The sequence below is a fragment of the Pseudonocardia terrae genome (genome assembly GCF_021343995.1).
GTDB lineage: Bacteria > Actinomycetota > Actinomycetes > Mycobacteriales > Pseudonocardiaceae > Pseudonocardia > Pseudonocardia terrae.
The window spans coordinates 1-16,043 of record NZ_JAJTTE010000070.1 but is presented as its reverse complement, the minus strand read 5'-3'; the positions used below and the strand labels follow the sequence as shown (position 1 = coordinate 16,043).

The 16,043-nt window shown below is 69.3% G+C and carries 17 protein-coding genes; 6 read left to right on the top strand and 11 right to left on the bottom strand.

All coding sequences use genetic code 11. The annotated features are described in order from the left end of the window. Positions 1-16: 16 nt before the first annotated feature. The 6 genes from LWC33_RS30740 to LWC33_RS30715 all read right to left on the bottom strand — a co-directional run bounded on the left by LWC33_RS30740 (position 17) and on the right by LWC33_RS30715 (position 6,988). Complete coding sequence (locus tag LWC33_RS30740) at positions 17-1,462, bottom strand: aldehyde dehydrogenase family protein (RefSeq protein WP_233308206.1); 1,446 nt, start codon at positions 1,460-1,462, stop codon at positions 17-19. Beyond that, on the bottom strand, positions 1,459-2,841 hold the full coding sequence (locus LWC33_RS30735) for an MFS transporter (RefSeq protein ID WP_233308205.1): 1,383 nt from the start codon (positions 2,839-2,841) through the stop codon (positions 1,459-1,461). The genes LWC33_RS30740 and LWC33_RS30735 overlap by 4 nt, the downstream gene beginning before the upstream one ends. A gap of 83 nt (positions 2,842-2,924) precedes the next feature. After that, positions 2,925-3,731 carry an alpha/beta fold hydrolase gene (locus tag LWC33_RS30730; protein WP_233308204.1) on the bottom strand — a complete coding sequence of 269 codons (807 nt, stop codon included), beginning with the start codon at positions 3,729-3,731 and terminating at the stop codon, positions 2,925-2,927. Between the two features lies 1 nt (position 3,732). Continuing rightward, positions 3,733-4,233: a flavin reductase family protein gene (locus tag LWC33_RS30725; protein ID WP_233308203.1), complete on the bottom strand. Its 501-nt coding sequence runs from the start codon at positions 4,231-4,233 to the stop codon at positions 3,733-3,735. A gap of 26 nt (positions 4,234-4,259) precedes the next feature. Further along, the gene (locus LWC33_RS30720) at positions 4,260-5,507 is read right to left on the bottom strand and encodes a styrene monooxygenase/indole monooxygenase family protein (protein ID WP_233308202.1); all 1,248 of its coding nucleotides are present in this window, start codon (positions 5,505-5,507) and stop codon (positions 4,260-4,262) included. 35 nt (positions 5,508-5,542) lie between these two features. Further along, positions 5,543-6,988 (bottom strand): FAD-dependent oxidoreductase, encoded by a 1,446-nt coding sequence (locus LWC33_RS30715; RefSeq protein ID WP_233308201.1) that lies wholly within the window; start codon positions 6,986-6,988, stop codon positions 5,543-5,545. Here LWC33_RS30715 and LWC33_RS30710 point away from each other — a divergent pair. Next, positions 6,971-7,687, top strand: a complete 717-nt coding sequence (locus tag LWC33_RS30710; protein WP_233308200.1) for an IclR family transcriptional regulator — start codon at positions 6,971-6,973, stop codon at positions 7,685-7,687. The genes LWC33_RS30715 and LWC33_RS30710 overlap by 18 nt on opposite strands. A 133-nt stretch (positions 7,688-7,820) precedes the next feature. After that, entirely contained in the window at positions 7,821-8,459 is a 639-nt protein-coding gene (locus LWC33_RS30705) for an endonuclease III domain-containing protein (RefSeq protein ID WP_233308199.1), read from the top strand. 59 nt (positions 8,460-8,518) lie between these two features. Here the strand turns inward: LWC33_RS30705 and LWC33_RS30700 are convergent, their stop codons facing one another. After that, positions 8,519-9,016 (bottom strand): MarR family winged helix-turn-helix transcriptional regulator, encoded by a 498-nt coding sequence (locus tag LWC33_RS30700; RefSeq protein ID WP_233308198.1) that lies wholly within the window; start codon positions 9,014-9,016, stop codon positions 8,519-8,521. A 59-nt stretch (positions 9,017-9,075) separates the two neighbouring features. On the opposite strand from LWC33_RS30700, the gene LWC33_RS30695 reads away from it, so the two are divergent. Next, positions 9,076-10,200 (top strand): FUSC family protein, encoded by a 1,125-nt coding sequence (locus tag LWC33_RS30695; protein ID WP_233308197.1) that lies wholly within the window; start codon positions 9,076-9,078, stop codon positions 10,198-10,200. On the opposite strand, the gene LWC33_RS30690 is transcribed toward LWC33_RS30695, so the two are convergent. Further along, positions 10,201-11,715, bottom strand: coding sequence for an NAD-dependent succinate-semialdehyde dehydrogenase (locus LWC33_RS30690; protein WP_233308196.1), 1,515 nt, complete (start codon positions 11,713-11,715; stop codon positions 10,201-10,203). Here LWC33_RS30690 and LWC33_RS30685 point away from each other — a divergent pair. Then, positions 11,603-12,502, top strand: coding sequence for an IclR family transcriptional regulator (locus tag LWC33_RS30685; RefSeq protein ID WP_308191031.1), 900 nt, complete (start codon positions 11,603-11,605; stop codon positions 12,500-12,502). The genes LWC33_RS30690 and LWC33_RS30685 overlap by 113 nt on opposite strands. Here the strand turns inward: LWC33_RS30685 and LWC33_RS30680 are convergent. Genes LWC33_RS30680 through LWC33_RS30670 form a run of 3 tightly spaced genes read right to left on the bottom strand, consistent with a single transcriptional unit; the run spans position 12,499 to position 14,464 of the window. Next, positions 12,499-12,906 carry a carboxymuconolactone decarboxylase family protein gene (locus LWC33_RS30680; RefSeq protein WP_233308194.1) on the bottom strand — a complete coding sequence of 136 codons (408 nt, stop codon included), beginning with the start codon at positions 12,904-12,906 and terminating at the stop codon, positions 12,499-12,501. The genes LWC33_RS30685 and LWC33_RS30680 overlap by 4 nt on opposite strands. Before the next feature lie 4 nt (positions 12,907-12,910). Beyond that, a complete protein-coding gene (locus LWC33_RS30675; RefSeq protein ID WP_233308193.1) occupies positions 12,911-13,855 on the bottom strand; it encodes a fumarylacetoacetate hydrolase family protein in 945 nt (314 codons plus the stop codon). Between the two features lie 27 nt (positions 13,856-13,882). After that, positions 13,883-14,464, bottom strand: coding sequence for a VOC family protein (locus LWC33_RS30670; RefSeq protein ID WP_233308192.1), 582 nt, complete (start codon positions 14,462-14,464; stop codon positions 13,883-13,885). A gap of 536 nt (positions 14,465-15,000) precedes the next feature. On the opposite strand from LWC33_RS30670, the gene LWC33_RS35535 reads away from it, so the two are divergent. Together LWC33_RS35535 and LWC33_RS35530 are read left to right on the top strand one after the other, a co-directional pair. Continuing rightward, entirely contained in the window at positions 15,001-15,819 is an 819-nt protein-coding gene (locus LWC33_RS35535) for a DUF6444 domain-containing protein (protein WP_308191030.1), read from the top strand. Next, on the top strand, positions 15,735-16,019 hold the full coding sequence (locus LWC33_RS35530; RefSeq protein WP_308191029.1) for an IS66 family transposase: 285 nt from the start codon (positions 15,735-15,737) through the stop codon (positions 16,017-16,019). The genes LWC33_RS35535 and LWC33_RS35530 overlap by 85 nt, the downstream gene beginning before the upstream one ends. Positions 16,020-16,043 lie beyond the last annotated feature (24 nt).

Genomic DNA, 16,043 nt, shown 5'->3' with positions numbered 1-16,043 from the left:
TGCTAGGTCCGGCTGATCACTTCAGCCTGCGGACTGCGTGGTCCTCGACGTACGCGGACAGCCCGGGTACACCGAACTCGCGCCCCAGCCCACTCTGCTTGATCCCGCCGAAGGGCATGCGGGGGTCGAGCGAGTCGAAGGAGTGGCTATTGATGAACGTGCTGCCGGCCTCGACACGCTCGGCGAAGGCCAACCCCCGCTCGGGGTCCGCGGACCAGACCGACGAGCACAGGCCGTACTCGCTGTCGTTGGCCCAGGCGAGCGCCTGCTCTTCGTCGTCGTAGGCGATGAGCGGCACGACCGGCCCGAACTGCTCCTCGCAGGACACCGGAGCCGAGTGCTCCACGTCCTTCACCACGTGTGGCAGCACGTAGTAGCCGTTCTCCCAGGTCGAGGCGTCCAGCTTGCGACCCAGCTGTACCAGCTGCGCCGTGGAGTTACGCGTCCGGTCGAGGATGTCCTGAACCTTCTTGAACTGGGCTTCATTGTTGAGCGGACCGAAGCTCGACTGCGGGTCGAGACCGTGCCCGACCACCAGCTCGTCCACGCGGGCGCAGAAGGCGTCCGCGAACCGGGTGTAGAGCGAGCGGGGCACGTAGATGCGCTTGACCGCGAAGCAGATCTGGCCGCTGCGGGTGTAGACACCCTTCACCAGACCGTCGAGGGTGGAGTCGACGTCGACGTCGTCGAGGAGGACGGCCGGGTCGTTGCCGCCGAGCTCCAGGGTGATGTTCTTGATCGTCGGGCTGGTCGCTTCGAGGACCTTCTGCGCGGTCGCGGTGCCGCCGGTGAAGCCGACCTTGCGCACGAGCGGGTGGCGGCACAATGCGGCCCCCACGTCCCCGTCTCCGTGCACCACGTTCAGCACACCGGGCGGCAGCACCGCGGCCATCCGCTGTAGCGCGAGGGTCAGTGCGGCCGAGGCGAAGGGGGAGGGCTTGAGCACGACGGTGTTCCCGGTGGCCAGGGCAGGCGCCAGCTTGAGCATCGTCAAGACGACCGGCATGTTCCAGGGCACGATGGCGGCAGCGACGCCCCGGGGGGCCTTGGTCACCTGGATCGAGCACTGCTCGTCGTCGATCGTCAGCGGGGACAGGAAGTCCTCGAGCAGACTGACCGTGTGCTGGATGACCCCGGTCCCGAGGCCGAAGTCGGTCTGGGCCTCCCAGCCGACGCCGCCGTGCTCGCGGACGAGCAGCGGGGCGAGCTCTTCGGTGCTGGCGGCGAGGGCGTCGGCTGCGGCGAACAGGAGCTTCGCCCGTTCGGCGGATGGCGTCGAACGCCAGCCGGGATACGCCGCGTGCGCGGCGCGCACGGCCCGGTTCACGTCCTGCTCGTCACCGACCGCGACGTGGGCGACTACGTCGTCGAGGCGGCCGGGGTCATGCACGGCGCGGGGCGTCGATCCGGTCAGTTCACCGTTGATCAGGTGTCCGACCTGCGGCGCTGCGGTCTGGGTCATCCGAGTCGTCCTTTCTGTGGAGAGCGAACCGCCACCAGGGCGAGGGCGGCGATGAGGCCGGGCACGGCGAAGGCCAGGAAGTTCACGGGCAGCGGGACCTGGACAGTCAGCAGCACGCCGCCCAACGTCGGCCCCAGGATCGCCCCGATCCGCCCGACCCCCAGGGCCCAGCCGACACCCGTGGATCGGGCGTCGTCCGGGTAGAACTGGGCGGCGTAGGCGTTGGCGAAGATCTGTGCGGCGAACGTGGCTCCTCCGCCGAGGGCGACCGCGGCGTAGACGACCAGAATCGAGCCGTCACCGACGACCCCGAGTACCGCGACGAAGACCGCCGCGACCAGGTAGGCGGTCACCAGCACCCGGCGGGCTCCGAATCGGTCCGCCACGTACCCGCCGACCCAGGTGATCGCGGTGCCCGCCACGTAGAGGGTGAGGAGGAAGGAGAGGCTCGTGCCGAGTGGGTAGCCCGCTTTGATCATCAACTGTGGGAGCCACGTGGACAGCCCGTAGATCATCAGCAACACCATGAAGAAGGCGACCCAGAGCATCACGGTCCCGGTCGCGCGGCCGTCGCGGAACAGGCTGGACAGCGGCGACGCGGACTGCTTCGTGGGCGGCCCCTGGGCCACCACGAACCGGCTGTCGGGCTCCACGGCCTGGGAAGGGACGAGCCGGCACAGCAGGCGGGCGACGGCCGGTCGGTCACCGGCCCGTAGCAGGTGGACCGGCGACTCCGGCAGGTACCGCACCATCAGCGGAACCAACAGGAGCGGCAGGGCGCCGACGAGGAACAGTGACCGCCACCCGAAGGCGGGCACGAGGCCGATAGCCGCGAGCGAGGCGATGATGCCGCCGACCATGTACCCGCTGAACATCACACTGACCAGGACATTGCGCAGCCGGCGAGGCGCGAACTCGGCGACCAGCGCGACGGCGTTGGGCATCACCCCGCCGATACCCAGTCCGGCGATGAACCGGTAGGCCGCGAGCTCCCAGGGACCACCGGCGAAGAGCACTGCACCGGTGAACACCGAGTACACGACGACACAGGCGATGATCACCGGCTTGCGTCCGTGGCGGTCCGCGAGCATTCCGCAGGCGATGGCGCCGATCATCATGCCGACCAGGGCGGAGCTGCCGATGGTGCCCGCCACCGCCGGGCTGATCTGGAACTCCTCGATCATCCGGGGGAGCGCGGCACCGTAGATCGTAAGGTCGTAGCCGTCGAACAGAATGGTCAAGCCGCACAGCAGCACCACCACCAGGTGCAGCCGACCGAACGGAGCGTTGTCGATCGTCGCCGTGACATCGACCAGCGGTTCAGGGTGTGTCTGGTCGGGGGGCCCGGACCGTGCGGGCGGCGAAGCCTCGTGAGTCATGCGAGCAGAGTCCCTTCACTGGAACAACGATGTCCCACGCGCCGGGCGGCGAGTGTGAGCCGAGGAGGAGCCTTGGGTGGTGCTCAGCCCACCTCGAGGGAGGCGGCCAGGAGCAGGCGCTGCACCGCCTGCATCAGCGCTGCGGGTTGTTCCTGCATCGGGTAGTGCCCGGCGCCGCTGATCACTTCGAGGCGGCTGTTCGGGTACCAGGACAACCAGGTCGCCTCCATCCGGGCCGGGCTCAGCGACGCGTCGTGCTCGCCGACGACGACACCGACCGGGACCGGGTTCCCGATGATCTCCGCGTGGAAGTCACCTTCGGCCCACGAGGCCAGGAAGCCCGCGACCGCTGCGGGGTCGGCGCAGGAGAACGAGTGCTCGGTGAACCGGCCGACCCACTCCTCCTCCAGCCGGCCGCCCGTCGATCGGTCGACGACGGCGGCGCGCGCCTGGGGGTCGGACACCGCCCGGTCGAAGAGCTCACGGCGCTCCCCGACCAGGCCGCCTCCGCTGGCCGGGACCGCAGCCACGCCGATCAGGGCCCGGACCCGCTCCGGGGCCGCTTGCAGCGCCCGTTGGATCGCCATGCCCGCCATGGAGTGTCCCGCCAGGGAGAACTCGTCCCAGCCCAGGGCGTCGGCGAGGGCGATAGCGTCACGACCGTATTCGAGCACGGTGTACTCGCCCCGCCGCTCCCGAGAGAGCCCGTAACCCCGGGCGTCGACGAAGCACCAGGTGAAGTCGTCCTGGTCGGCCACCGTCCAGGCCGCCGACCAGGAGGTGGTGTCCGCGAGCCAGCCGTGGAGGACGAGGACCCGGTTCGGCCCGGCCCCGACGAGCCGGTGGCCGTTGTGCTCGGCGGTCGCCGAAGTCGTGGTGACTGCGGTCATCTCAGGCCTCCCACAGCGACTCGGTGACCGCGACCTGCAGCAGCTTGAAGGCCCCCGTGTGGAACAGCAGCGGCTCCCCATCTCGCGCTCGCAGCTGGGTCACCCGGCCGACGAACAGCGTGTGGTCGCCCACGACGTGCCGGTCAACGATCGTGGTGGTCAGCTGCACGAGTGACCCGGCGACGACCGGAACCCCGTCCAGCCACTCGAACTGCGGCGGCGCCATCGGATGCCGGCTGCCCGCGAACCTGCGGGCCACGGACTCCTGTGAGTTCGCCAGGATGCTGACGCCGTAGTGGTCGGACTCCGCCAAGCGTGCAGCCATCTTGGCGCGGTTCCCCAGGGAGATCAGCACCAGGGGCGGGTCGAGAGACACCGACATGAAGGCGTTGGCCGTCATGGCGTGGACATCGGCTCCGGCAGCGTTCGTGATCACCGTGACGCCGGTGGCGAACCGCCCCATGGCGGGCCGCATCAGCGCCGGGTCGACTGCCTCCGACACGGCGGGGGCCTCCTCGGCGGCCGTCGTCATCGGACTGCGGCCACCGCGGCCGTGTGACGAGCGATGAACGCCTCGGCCTGCGCCGGGTCGTTCCACATCGGGAAGAAGTCCTTCGGCGTGCTGCGCGAGTCGGCGTGCCACTGCGCGATCTCGGGCGACACACTCGCAGCCCGGACCAGGTCACGGACGTGCTGCGGGCCCTCGAGCGTGATGTTGGTGTACGCGGTGGCCCACTGGACGTCCTCCCAGTAGGTGTCGAAGGTCTGCTGCATCCAGGACTCGTCGAACGGCTGGTCGCCGTGCGCGTCGATGGCGTCCAGGTAGATCTTGGCGCACTTGACGGCGTTGTTGGCGCCCTCACCGGTGATCGGGTCGTTGAGGACGACCAGGTCCGCCATGCCCAGGACCTTCCGGCCCGACGGCAGGGTGGCGACCGGCTTGCGCACCGTGGGCGGGTAGCAGCCGCGCAGCACGGCGTTGTCGTCGGTCAGGGTCACGTCGGCGACACGGTCCGAGGCCCACGGCGCGAACTTGTCGACGATGGTCTTGGCCTGGTTGAGGTAGTCGGCGGGAGCGTCGATCCCGTCCCAGCAGTCGAGCGCGCCTCCGATTCTGCCCTCGAACATGAGCAAGCTGGCGGGGCCGGTGATCGTGAGCACCGGGAAGAAGAACAACTCGCCCACGCCCGGGATCGGCGTAATCTCGGTGGCCAGGCGGTCACCCACCTTGAGGCCGTCGACGTAGACGGCGGCGATGTAGCGCTGCGGGGTGTCGTAGGTGCAGCGCGCCTTGTCCTTCTCGAAGAGCTTGCCGATCTCGCCTTTACCGGTACTCATGATCACGAGGTCGTGCGAGGCCGCGAGGGACTCGACCTCCTCCAGGCCGGCCGACACGTGGTAGAGCTTGCCTCCGCGGCGGCGGAAGATGCTCATCCAGTAGGGGATCCGGACTCGGTAGTCGACGGAGGCGGCCGGTCCGGGCAGGTAGGGCGTGCGCCAGCTGAAGGCAGCATCCCCGTCCGGACCGACGACGGTGACCTCCAGATCGTCGGCGGCGGGGACGAGCCCGTCCCAGAAGTCGAGGCCGAGCTCGCGCTCGATGGCGCGTGCACCCGGGTAGAGAAGCTGGGTCGAGGTGATGCGGCCCATGGCGATCTGTGCCGGGGTGCGGTCGGAGACGAGCGTGACCTGATGGCCCTTGTCCAGCAGGCCCAGTGCGAGGACGAGACCCGCGTGCCCCGCCCCGATGATTGCGATCGACGGCTTGGTCGACATGACATAGCTCCCTTGCTATCGAGTGTGGTTCGGGGTCAGACCGTGGTGACGGAGTCGTCCGCTGCGCCGATGAGGGCCTCTGGGACGAGCCGCTGCTGCCGAGCGCTCGCGAGCATGGATGCCTCGAGCATCCACGCCTTGGAGCGCTGCGGGTCGCGCGAGGTCTCGCGCAGCTCCTGCATCCGGGCATCGCGGGCCTCACCCTCGCTGAGCGAGAGGTCCTGGGTGTTGCGGTGGGTGATCCGTTGGATCTCGGCGAGCGCGATCGTCCGGCGCTGCAAGGCCCACGCGTCCAGGTCGGCGTCGCCTCGCGAGCTGGTCAGGACTTTGCCCAGAGTGTAGGCGTCGTGCACGCCCGAGTTCAGCCCCAACCCACCGATCGGCGAGTTCACGTGGGCGGCGTCACCGATGATCATGACCGGGCCGCGACGGAAGCACGCCGCCACACGCTGGTGGACGCGGTAGACCTGGCGGGACAGGATCTGCGGCATCGGGTGGGAGCCCAGCAGCGATTGCAGACGGTCCTCGATGAACCGGTCCGTGACGACCTCCTCGTCGGACGGCCCCCCGGTGACCTCGAACATCACTCGCCAGCAGTCCGGGATCCGCAGCAACATCATGTGCTCCACGGGGTCGGACAGGTAGTTCACGCAGGCGATGCCCGGAAAGTAGTCCTCCAACGGGGCGTCGATGCCGAGCAAGAGGTAGCGGTGCTCGTAGGTGATGCCCTCGAACTCGACGTCGAGGCTCTGCCGGACGGTGCTCCGCGCACCGTCGGCCCCGATGACGTGGGAAGCGGTGAAAGTCCTCGGCCCCTCGGGCGTCTCGACGTGGACCTCCGCGCCGTCAGGGGCCGTGAGGATGTCGGACACCCGGTGGTCGAAGCGCAGATCCACTTCACGTTCGCCCGCGAGCGCCTCGAGCAGGATCCGCACGTACTTGTACTGCTCCAGCTGCAGGCGGTACGGGTAGCGGGTGGCATCGGACAGGGTCGAGAAGTCGAACTCGGCGACGAGGCCACCGCTACGGTCCCGGAGCTGGTACGTCGGCGCGACGAGGCCCTGAGCCAGCATCGCATCGATAAGACCGAGGTCCTCGGCGAGCTCGAGGGTCGGCGGGTGGAAGGTCGAGGCACGCCATTGGGTGGCCGGCTTGGTCTCCGACTCGAGCACCAGCACTCGCCTGCCTGCACGTCCCAACACCAGTGCAGCGGTCAGGCCGACCGGGCCGGCGCCGACGACGATCGCGTCGTAGCCGTCGGCGTCACCCTGAACAGGGAATTCAGACACCTTCGTCCTTTCCGTGAGCGGGATGCCGCGCCCATCGATCGACGGTGCGGCATGGCCGGACGCTACGAAACGACGCACGCCGATCGGAACAGTCAACGTTAGGATTCCGCTATGCGGCATGTTCGGTCCCCGGAGGCGGCACAACAGCTGAACTCGGTCACCAACGCCCTTCGGGTGCTGCGCCTGGCCCACGCCGAGGGCGTGGTGAACCTGCCCTCGATCAGCGAGCACCTCGACGTCGGCAAGTCCACCGCGCATCGTCTCGTGACGACGCTGCTGGCCGAGAACTTCCTCCAGCGCAATCCGGCCAAGCCCACGGACTTCATCGTCGGCCCCGCTCTGCTGGAGATCGGTGCGACGGCACTGCGCAAGGCCGACATCCGACGACACGCTCGTCGACCGATGGAGCGACTGTGCGACCAGCTGGGCGAGACGGTCAGCCTGGTCATCCTGGAGGGCAACTCGACGAGGGTGGTGGACGGCGTCGAGTCCAAGCAGGCCATCCGGGTGGGCTTGAGGACTGGAGTGGTGCTCCCAGCGAACGCGACCGCCGCGGGCAAACTGCTGCTCGCCCACCTCCCGGACAAGTCCTTGCCGGAATTGTTCCCGCAGGGCCTGCCCGCGCTAACCGGCGCAACCAAGGCCACCTGGCCGGACCTGCGTCAACAGCTAGCCCAGATCCGGCAGGACGGTTTCGCATACAGCAACGCGGAGAGCGAGCCGGCGTTGAACGGCCTGGCAGTGCCGGTGCGTGACCACACCGGGGAGATCGTGGCAGCCGTGGCGATTGCCGCACCACACTTCCGCCTCCCACTGCATACCGCTCGCGTGAAGTCGAAATTCCTGCGCGACACCAGCATCGCCATCACACGTGCCTTAGGTGGCGGCTGAGATCCATCGCAGGCTCGGCAGGCGGATCTGGGCGTTCCGGTCCTACGGTGAGTCACGACGAGGCCCGCCGTACACAACGCCGGGATGAGGACAGATGACGAGGCATCGTGACGCCGCAGCGGTTTACGCGATCTTGAGCGAGACCTATCCGGTGTTCGCGGATTCGGACGACGAGTGGATGACCAGTGGGATGTCGGACACCCCCTTCCGGAGCCTCGTGTCCGTCGCCCTGTCCACGATGACGACGAGCGCTCGCACCATCAAGGCCGGCCGCGCGCTCTACGCGCGTGTGTCGACGTTCGAGGAACTCGTCGCGCTCGACGACGAGGACCTGCGCGAGATGATCAGGTCGGTCGCGCACTACAACCACAAGACCGGGCGGCTGAAACGGATGGCCCGGCAGATCCTCGACGATCACGGAGGCGAGGTTCCACGGAATCGGGAGGAGCTCCTGGCCTTGCCCGGCATCGGCCGCAAGTGCACCGACATCATCATGAACTTCCTCGCCGAGGAGCCGTCGATTGCCGTCGACACCCACGTCAAGCGCACCGTTCAGCGGGTCGGACTGGTGGAACGAGGGCTCTCGGCAGAACAGACCGCCGACGTGCTGCAGCACATCACTCCGACCGGCTACAAGGCCCACGCCCACGAGTGGCTGATCCAGCATGGCACGAAGGTGTGCACCGCCCGCTCACCGCGCTGCGTCGGGTGCCCGGTCGTCGAGCTGTGCGACCATGCCGACGCCCACCCGGCCCTGCGCGACGCCGGATAGGGCGCGTGGGCGGGGCGACGACCGCGCGACAGCGACCGGTCCACGGGTCGCGTCCCGGATCAGGAACTCTCCGCTGCGCGAGTGAGTGCGCCGAGAACCGTCCGCAGGCCCGACACCAGCGCGTCGCGGTCCGGCGCTGAGAGGTCGTCCAGCCACGACGCCTCCAGCGTGTGGATGGAGTCGATGGCGGGTGCGATCACGGCCTGTCCTTGCTCGGTCAGCTCGATGTCGACACTGCGCCCGTCCTGTGCGTTCGGACGCCGGCGGACCAGCCCCGCCGCCTCGACCTGCCGCAGCCGCTTGGTCGTGCCGGCGCCGGTGAGCTGCAGTTCGGTGGCGATGCGCGTGGGAGAGACGGGAGTGTCGGTCCGCGCGAGGACCGACAGCACCTCGAACCCGGCGCGGTCGACACCGAACTCCTCCAGGGCCTCCCCGGTGAGCCGCTCGACCAGCCGCGCGACGCGGAGCACGCGCAGGAACACACCGGCCGGCTCGGGGTCCACCTCCGGCCGTGAACGTCGCCACTGCGCTTGGACCTCGTCCACCCAGTCGTCCATCATCGGAGGATACTTAACCAGCTAACTAGTCGGCCTGCGGGCCGGGACCAGGAGCCACCTTGTCGTCCGATCAGGGCCTGTCGGTCGCGGGGCCCCCCGCGCCGCTGCTGCCGCGTCTCCGCCAGCTGTGGCATGTCGCACCGCACGCCGGGGCACACCATCCGGCCCTTCGCCTGGGCGTCGCCACGCTCGTCCCGCTGGTCGTCCTGGCGCTCCTAGGTAGGTCGGACTGGAGCGTGTGGGCGGTGCTCGGCTCCGTGGCGGCTGTGTACGGCCGCAACGATCCCCCGCGCAGACGCCTTCAGGTACAGGCGTTCGCGGGGGGCGTCCTTGTCGTCGTAGTCGTGGCGGCGACCGCGTTGGCTGCGACCGCCCCGGCCGGAGGTGTCGTCGTTCTCTGCGCCGCCGTGGTCGCCGGGGCCGCGACCGTGATCGCCGACCTCAGGCGATGGACACCGCCGGGGAGCCTCTTTCCGGTGTTCGGCTTCGCCGGCTGTGCTGCTCTGCCCGCCACCGCAGCCGACGTCGCACGTGCCCTCGCCCTCGCCCTCGCCGGTCTCGTCTGGGCACTGCTCGTCACATCGGCGAGCGGCGTACTGCAGGCGCGCTGGGCGAGTAGGCGAGGACGGGCGCCGGGCCACCGGCCTCCGCCGCCACGGCCGACGACACGGCTGACGCTGGTGCACGCTCTGATGTGTGTCGTCGCGGTCGGGGTGGCCGGAACGCTCGCGGAGCTGGCCGGACTGCAACACCCTGCCTGGGCCCTGGTGGCCGCGGTCGTGCCGGTGGTCGGCCCGTCGAGCAGCGAGCAGCTGCTGCGCGCAGGCCACCGCCTCGCGGGCACCTTCGGGGGCGTCCTCGTGGCCGGAGCCTTGTACTTGATCCCGGCGACCCCGCTCGTCAACGCGATCCTGACGGGCCTACTCATCGTCGGAACCGAGTTGCTGGTGGCCCGGAACTACGCGTTGTCCCTGCTGTTCATCACACCGGTCACGATCGGGATGGCCCACCCGCACGACTCCGCGGACCTGCTCGCCCTGATGGCAGACCGGACGATCGAGAACGTACTCGGCGTCGCGGTGGTTGCGCTCCTCATCGTGGCGACACATCGCCTCCGGCGTCCCCGACGCCACCGGCCTGCTGACGCCGATGCGGCCGCCCTCGGGCCGACCGCCCAGCTGTGATCAGCCGAGCCGACCCGGGCCCCCGGGCATGGCGAACGGGTCAGCGATCCCGACGTACTGAGTGGCGGTGTACTCGGCGAGCCCTTCGGCCCCACCCTCGCGTCCCAACCCGGACTGCTTCACCCCACCGAACGGGGCCGCGGCGTTGGAGATCACCCCGGCGTTGAACCCGACCATGCCGTACTCGATCTGCTCGGTCACCCGCATCATCCGGGCGTAGTCGCGGGTGAACAGATACGACGCCAGGCCGTACTCGGTGTCGTTGGCCAGTCGGATCGCCTCCTCCTCGGTGTCGAAGGTGGTCATCGGCGCGACGGGTCCGAAGATCTCCTCTTTCAGGATCTCGGCATCGTGGGGGACGTCGGTCAGGACGGTCGGCTCGTAGAAGTAGCCGCCGCCGTCGACAGCGCGGCCGCCGGTGGACACGACGGCTCCGGCGTCGACGGCCTTGGCGACCAGCGCGTCGACGTCGTCCCGGGCTCCTGCGTCGATGAGTGGTCCGACCTGGGTCTCCGGCAGTGTCCCCCGCCCGGTGCGCAGTGCGCCCATCGCAGCGGAGAGCCCGGCGGCGAACTCCTCGGCTACGGGTCGGTGGACGAGGAAGCGGTTCGCGGCGGTGCACGCCTCACCCATGTTGCGCATCTTGGCGGCCATGGCACCCGCGACGGCGGCGGGGATGTCGGCGTCGTCGAAGACCAGGAAGGGGGCGTTTCCGCCGAGCTCCATCGAGGTCCGGAGCACATTCTGCGCGGCGTCGATGAGGAGGCGGCGGCCCACCGGTGTCGACCCGGTGAAGGACAGCTTGCGCAGGCGCGGATCGGGCAGGAGGGCCCCGGAGATCGCGGCGGCCGAGCCCGACGGGAGTACGTTCACCACGCCGGCGGGCACCCCCGCCTCGATCAGGACCTGCGCGAAGAGCAAGGTGGTCAGCGGGGTCAGCTTGGCCGGCTTGACCACCATCGTGCAGCCGGCTGCAAGTGCGGGCGCGATCTTCCGAGTCGCCATCGCGAGCGGGAAGTTCCACGGCGTGATGAGCAGGCAGGGCCCCACTGGACGGCGCTGGACCAGGAGCCGGCTCGTCCCTTCGGGGCTCGGGCCGTAGCGCCCGTAATCCCGGACCGCCTCCTCGGCGAACCACCTCAGGAACTCCGCCCCGTAGACGACCTCACCCCTTGCCTCGGCGAGCGGTTTGCCCATCTCCAGGGTGATCACGAGAGCGAAGTCCTCGGCCCGCTCGGTCACGATCTCGAAGGCCCGGCGCAGGATCTCGGCACGCCTGCGCGGCGCGGTCCGCATCCACGACCCCTGAGCCGCCGCAGCCGCGTCGAGGGCGGCGACCGCGTCCTCGCGGCTCGCGTCGGCGACCTCGCCCAGCACCGCACCCGTCGCCGGATCCTCGACCGTGAACGTCCGACCTCCGGACGACTCGCGCCACGCCCCGCCGATCAACAACCCTCGAGGCACCGTCGTGAGCACCTGCTGTTCGCGCTCGCGCGTCACCGGAACGGCCACCATCTGCAGATCTCCCCTACTCGAAGAGTTTCCCGATAATCGGGTCTTGCTTCCCGGAATTCGGTGTACGGTGCGATCGTCACGAAGCCTTGAGGAGCACTCCGTGGAGATCGCCCAAACAGCCGACCACGCTCTGCGGATCCTGCTCACCTTGGGCGAGGGCGGTCCACAGACCGTCGGTGAGCTGGCCGGACGGCTCAGCCTGGGCCGCACCGTCACCAGGCGGCTGGTGGCGACCCTGCAGCAGCGTGGCTTCGTGAGCCTGGAGGCCGGCCGCGTGGCCGTCGGCCCTGCGGTCCACGCGATCGCCGCGCGAGCCCTGCCGGAGGTGTATCGAGAAGCGCAGCCGCTGCTCGCCGACCTGGCGCGCCAGGTCGGCGAGACCGTGGTGGTGTCCGTCCTCAACGGCATGGACTCCGTGGTCGTGGCCTCCGCCACCGCGGCGACGCACCCGCTGCGGATCGACTACCCCACCGGCTTCCGCCATCCGGTCGGCGTCGGCGCGGCGGGGCGTGCCATCCTCGTCGGCCTTCCCGAGGAACGCGCGGTGGCGCTGCTCGGTCCCGACTCGACGAGCGAGGACCGCCGGGCGTTTCGTGCCGAACGCGACCGCGGCCACGTCCTCAGTCACGATGAGCTCCGCCTCGGCGCCTCCGGCATCGCGGTTCCGCTGAAGATCGCTCAGCGGAGCGGAAGCCTCTCGATAGTCGCCCCGGCCGCCCGGAGTGCGTCGCTCGAGGGCCACGTCGAGGAACTCTGCTCCCTCGCACGGCGGCTGGCAGCGCTTTAGGAGCCGCTTGAGGAGTCCTGGCCCTGCTCTGCTTCGAACTCCGTGAGTACCTCACCAGCGATACGGAACGCCTCGACGCCAGCCGGGATCCCCGCGTACACCGAGAGGTGGATGAGGGTGTCCTTGATCTCCTCGACGGTCACCCCGTTGCGCAGGGCGCCGCGGGTGTGGAGCCGGAACTCCGCCGTTCGCCCGAGGGTTCCGATGATCGCCAGGTTGAGCAGGCTGCGGTCCCGGCGGTTGAGGGCGGTGCGCCCCCAGGACGCGCCCCAGCAGAACTCGGTGACGAGCTCCTGGAACTCGCGGCCGAAGTCCCCGGCGTTGGCGAACGATCGCTCGACGTACTCCTCGCCGACCACGTCCTTGCGGATCTGGAGTCCGCGCTCGAACCCGTTGTCGCTCATGGCGTCACTCCTCGTTCCGGACGGGGTTGGTCAGGGTTCCGATGCCCTCGACCGACACCTCGACGACGTCCCCGTCGGCCAGGAACTCGGGCGGCTGCCGCTTGAACCCGACACCCGCGGGAGTGCCGGTGGGGATGATGTCGCCCGGCTCCAGCTCGATGAACTCGGAGATGTGCTCGATCAGCGTCGGGATGTCGAAGATGAACTCAGCCGTCGTCGCGTCCTGCTTCACCACCCCGTTCACCGTGGTCGTGATCCGCAGGTTGTGCGGGTTCAGACCCTCGTCGGCCAGGGTGATGTGCGGACCGACAGGCGCTGATGCGTGGAAGTTCTTGCCGCCCGTGTACTGAGTGACCCGGAACTGGTAGTCGCGCACGGACACGTCGTTGAAGATCGTGTAACCGCCGACGTGGGCGAAGGCGTCTTCCTTGCGGATGTGCCGGCCTCCCTTGCCGATGACGACCGCCAGCTCGCCCTCCCAGTCGACCTCCTTCGACACCGTCGGCACGATGATGGCCTCGCCGTCGGCGATCTGAGTGGCCCCGAAGCGCGGGAACAGGATCGGGATCTCCGAGATCTGCAGGTTGGCCTCTGCGGCGTGCTTGGCGTAGTTGCGCGCCACGCACACGATCTTCGGTGGGCGGGGGATCGGCACCGCCACCGTCGCTTCCGAGCGATCCACCCGGATGCCCTCACGCCGGGCGACCTCGGGGTCCAGCGCCGCGGCGTAGGCGACGGCCTCCTGCAGCGCCGCCGTACCCGTGTCCCCGCTCTCGAAGAACACGAGCAGGTCCGGCGGGAGGACCACATCGGCGAGCGCGTCCGCGTGCGGAACACCCTTAGCCTGTTGTGCGGCGGCGTAGGCCCGGGTGGCGTCGACGAAGCTGTCGCCGTCGAGCACCCCGAACTTGTTCCGTCCTGCATGACGGAACCGCGCGATTCGAGTCACGACTCAGTCCTCTCCCGTAGCGATCGGTCAGCTCGTCAGGGCGGCCACACGCCGGGCCCGCTCGGCCTCGGCCTGCTTCTCGCGTTCGACGGTGTAGGCCTCGAAGTCGAAATCCTCGAGCTCGATCTCCTGGATCGGCGGGTACGCCCGCGGGATCCCGTCCCAGCCGACGTGGTCGATGCTCCAGTAGAACTCCAGCAGGTTGCCGTCGGGGTCCAGCCCGTAGAAACGCGGCTGGTTTCCCGGGCCGCCGATTCGGGCGTTCACGATCGGCACCTCCAGCTCGCGGAACCGCCTGTAGAGCGAGATCAGGTCGTCGCTGGAGTCCATCTCGAAGGCGATGTGGTGAAGCCCTAGGGCGCGGGCGTCCGGCTGCTGAACGCTGGGGTCGCGCAGCGTGAAGATGGACATGCGATGGTGGATGGTGTCCTCCCACCCACGCACGAAGGCCCCGGCGAGCACAGCCGTGCCGTGCCCGACCTTGTTCTCGTCATAGCGGAACAGCTCGGTCAAGCGCATGCCCAGAACCTCCGTGTAGAAGGCCACCGAGCGGTCCAGATCAGCCACTGCGATCCCGACGTGTCCCAGCCGGGCGACTCGTCCACCCATTACACACTCCTCTGATGCCGATTATCGGTTGCCGTAGACCGATTAACGTCCTGGACAGTACGAAGTGAGCGGCTCACCCCGAAACCGAACCGGGCCACATTCCGGCATGCGGCACCAGGTCTCCCGCCTGGCGGCACAGCGCCTGCTGAAGATCGGTAGGTAGCCGACCACCGGCAGGCTCTGCTCAACGTGACGACTACGGGTCCAGGCTCTTCGCAAGCGGTCACCGACTCTCCTGAGGCGCGTCGCTCGCTGACGACCGGGCTGGCTACGGCGAACGCCTGCGGTGGGACAGGCCGGTAGCGCCAACGGCCGCGGGGTCACGGCTGCCGGGTGCGCAGATCCTGGCGAATGCCGCAGTCGCTCAGCCGCGGATCGCGCACCGTTGCGAGTCGGTCCACCCGCGCCGGCCCCAGCGACGAGCACGCAGAGGCGTTTGAAGGCGTGCAGCCAGGCGATGCCGCATTCGACGACCCAGCGGAGTGACTGGTCAGGTCGCTCATCAGGCTTGATCATCTCTGTGGAATGATCATGTGGTGCAGGCCGGGGATGGGCGTCCGTCGTATGACGAGCTTGCCGCCTTGGTCCTCACGCAGGGGCGGCTGATCGAGGAGCTTCGGGGTGAGGTCGCGCAGCTGCGAACCGACAACGAGAAGCTGCGGGAAGACAACGAGCGGTTGCGGGCAGAGAACGGCGAGTTGCGTCGCCGGTTGGGGATGAACTCGACCAACTCGTCGCGCCCGCCCTCGTCGGACTCGCCGTTTGTCAAGCCGGCTCCGAAGTCGCTGCGGCGCAAGAGCGGGCGCAGGCCAGGCGGTCAGCCCGGTCATCCCGGGGCCACGTTGGCGCTGGTGGACAGCCCGGACGAGCGGACGCGACACGAGCCCGGGCCCTGCACGGGGTGCGGCGCTGACCTGGCCGACGCCCCGGAGGTGGGGGTGGAGCGCCGCCAGGTTTTCGACCTGCCGCCGATGACGGTGCGGGTGAGCGAGCATCAGCTGATCGCGCGCCGCTGCGGCTGCGGGACCACCACCTGCGGCGTCGCGCCGGACGGGGTGAGCGCGCCGACCCAGTACGGGCCGCGGCTCACCGCGATCGTGCTCTACCTGTATGTGGGCCAGTTCCTGTCCAAGAAGCGCACCGCCCAGGCGCTGGCGGAGTTGTTTGGCACCCCGCTGAGCGAGGGCACCGTGGCGAGCATGACCCGGTCGGCGCCGACGGGCTCGCGGGCTTCCTCGACGTCGTCCGGGATCGGATCGCCGGGGCTGAGGTGGCCGGGTTCGACGAGACCGGGCTGCGGGTGGCCGGCGCGCTGGCCTGTGTGCACTGCGCCCGCACCGGCACGGACACGTTGATCACCTGTCACCCCAAGCGCGGCCGGGTCGGCATCGACGCCGCCGGTGTCCTGCCCGGCTTCCGGGGCGTGGCGGTGCACGACGCGTGGGCGTCCTACGACACCTACCTCGACGCCGCACATCAGCTCTGCTGCGCCCACGCGCTGCGCGAACTGCAAGCGGTCACCGACCGGGGTTCCACAGATCAGCCAGTCGACTAGTCCGTGAAAATGGGTTGTGAGCTG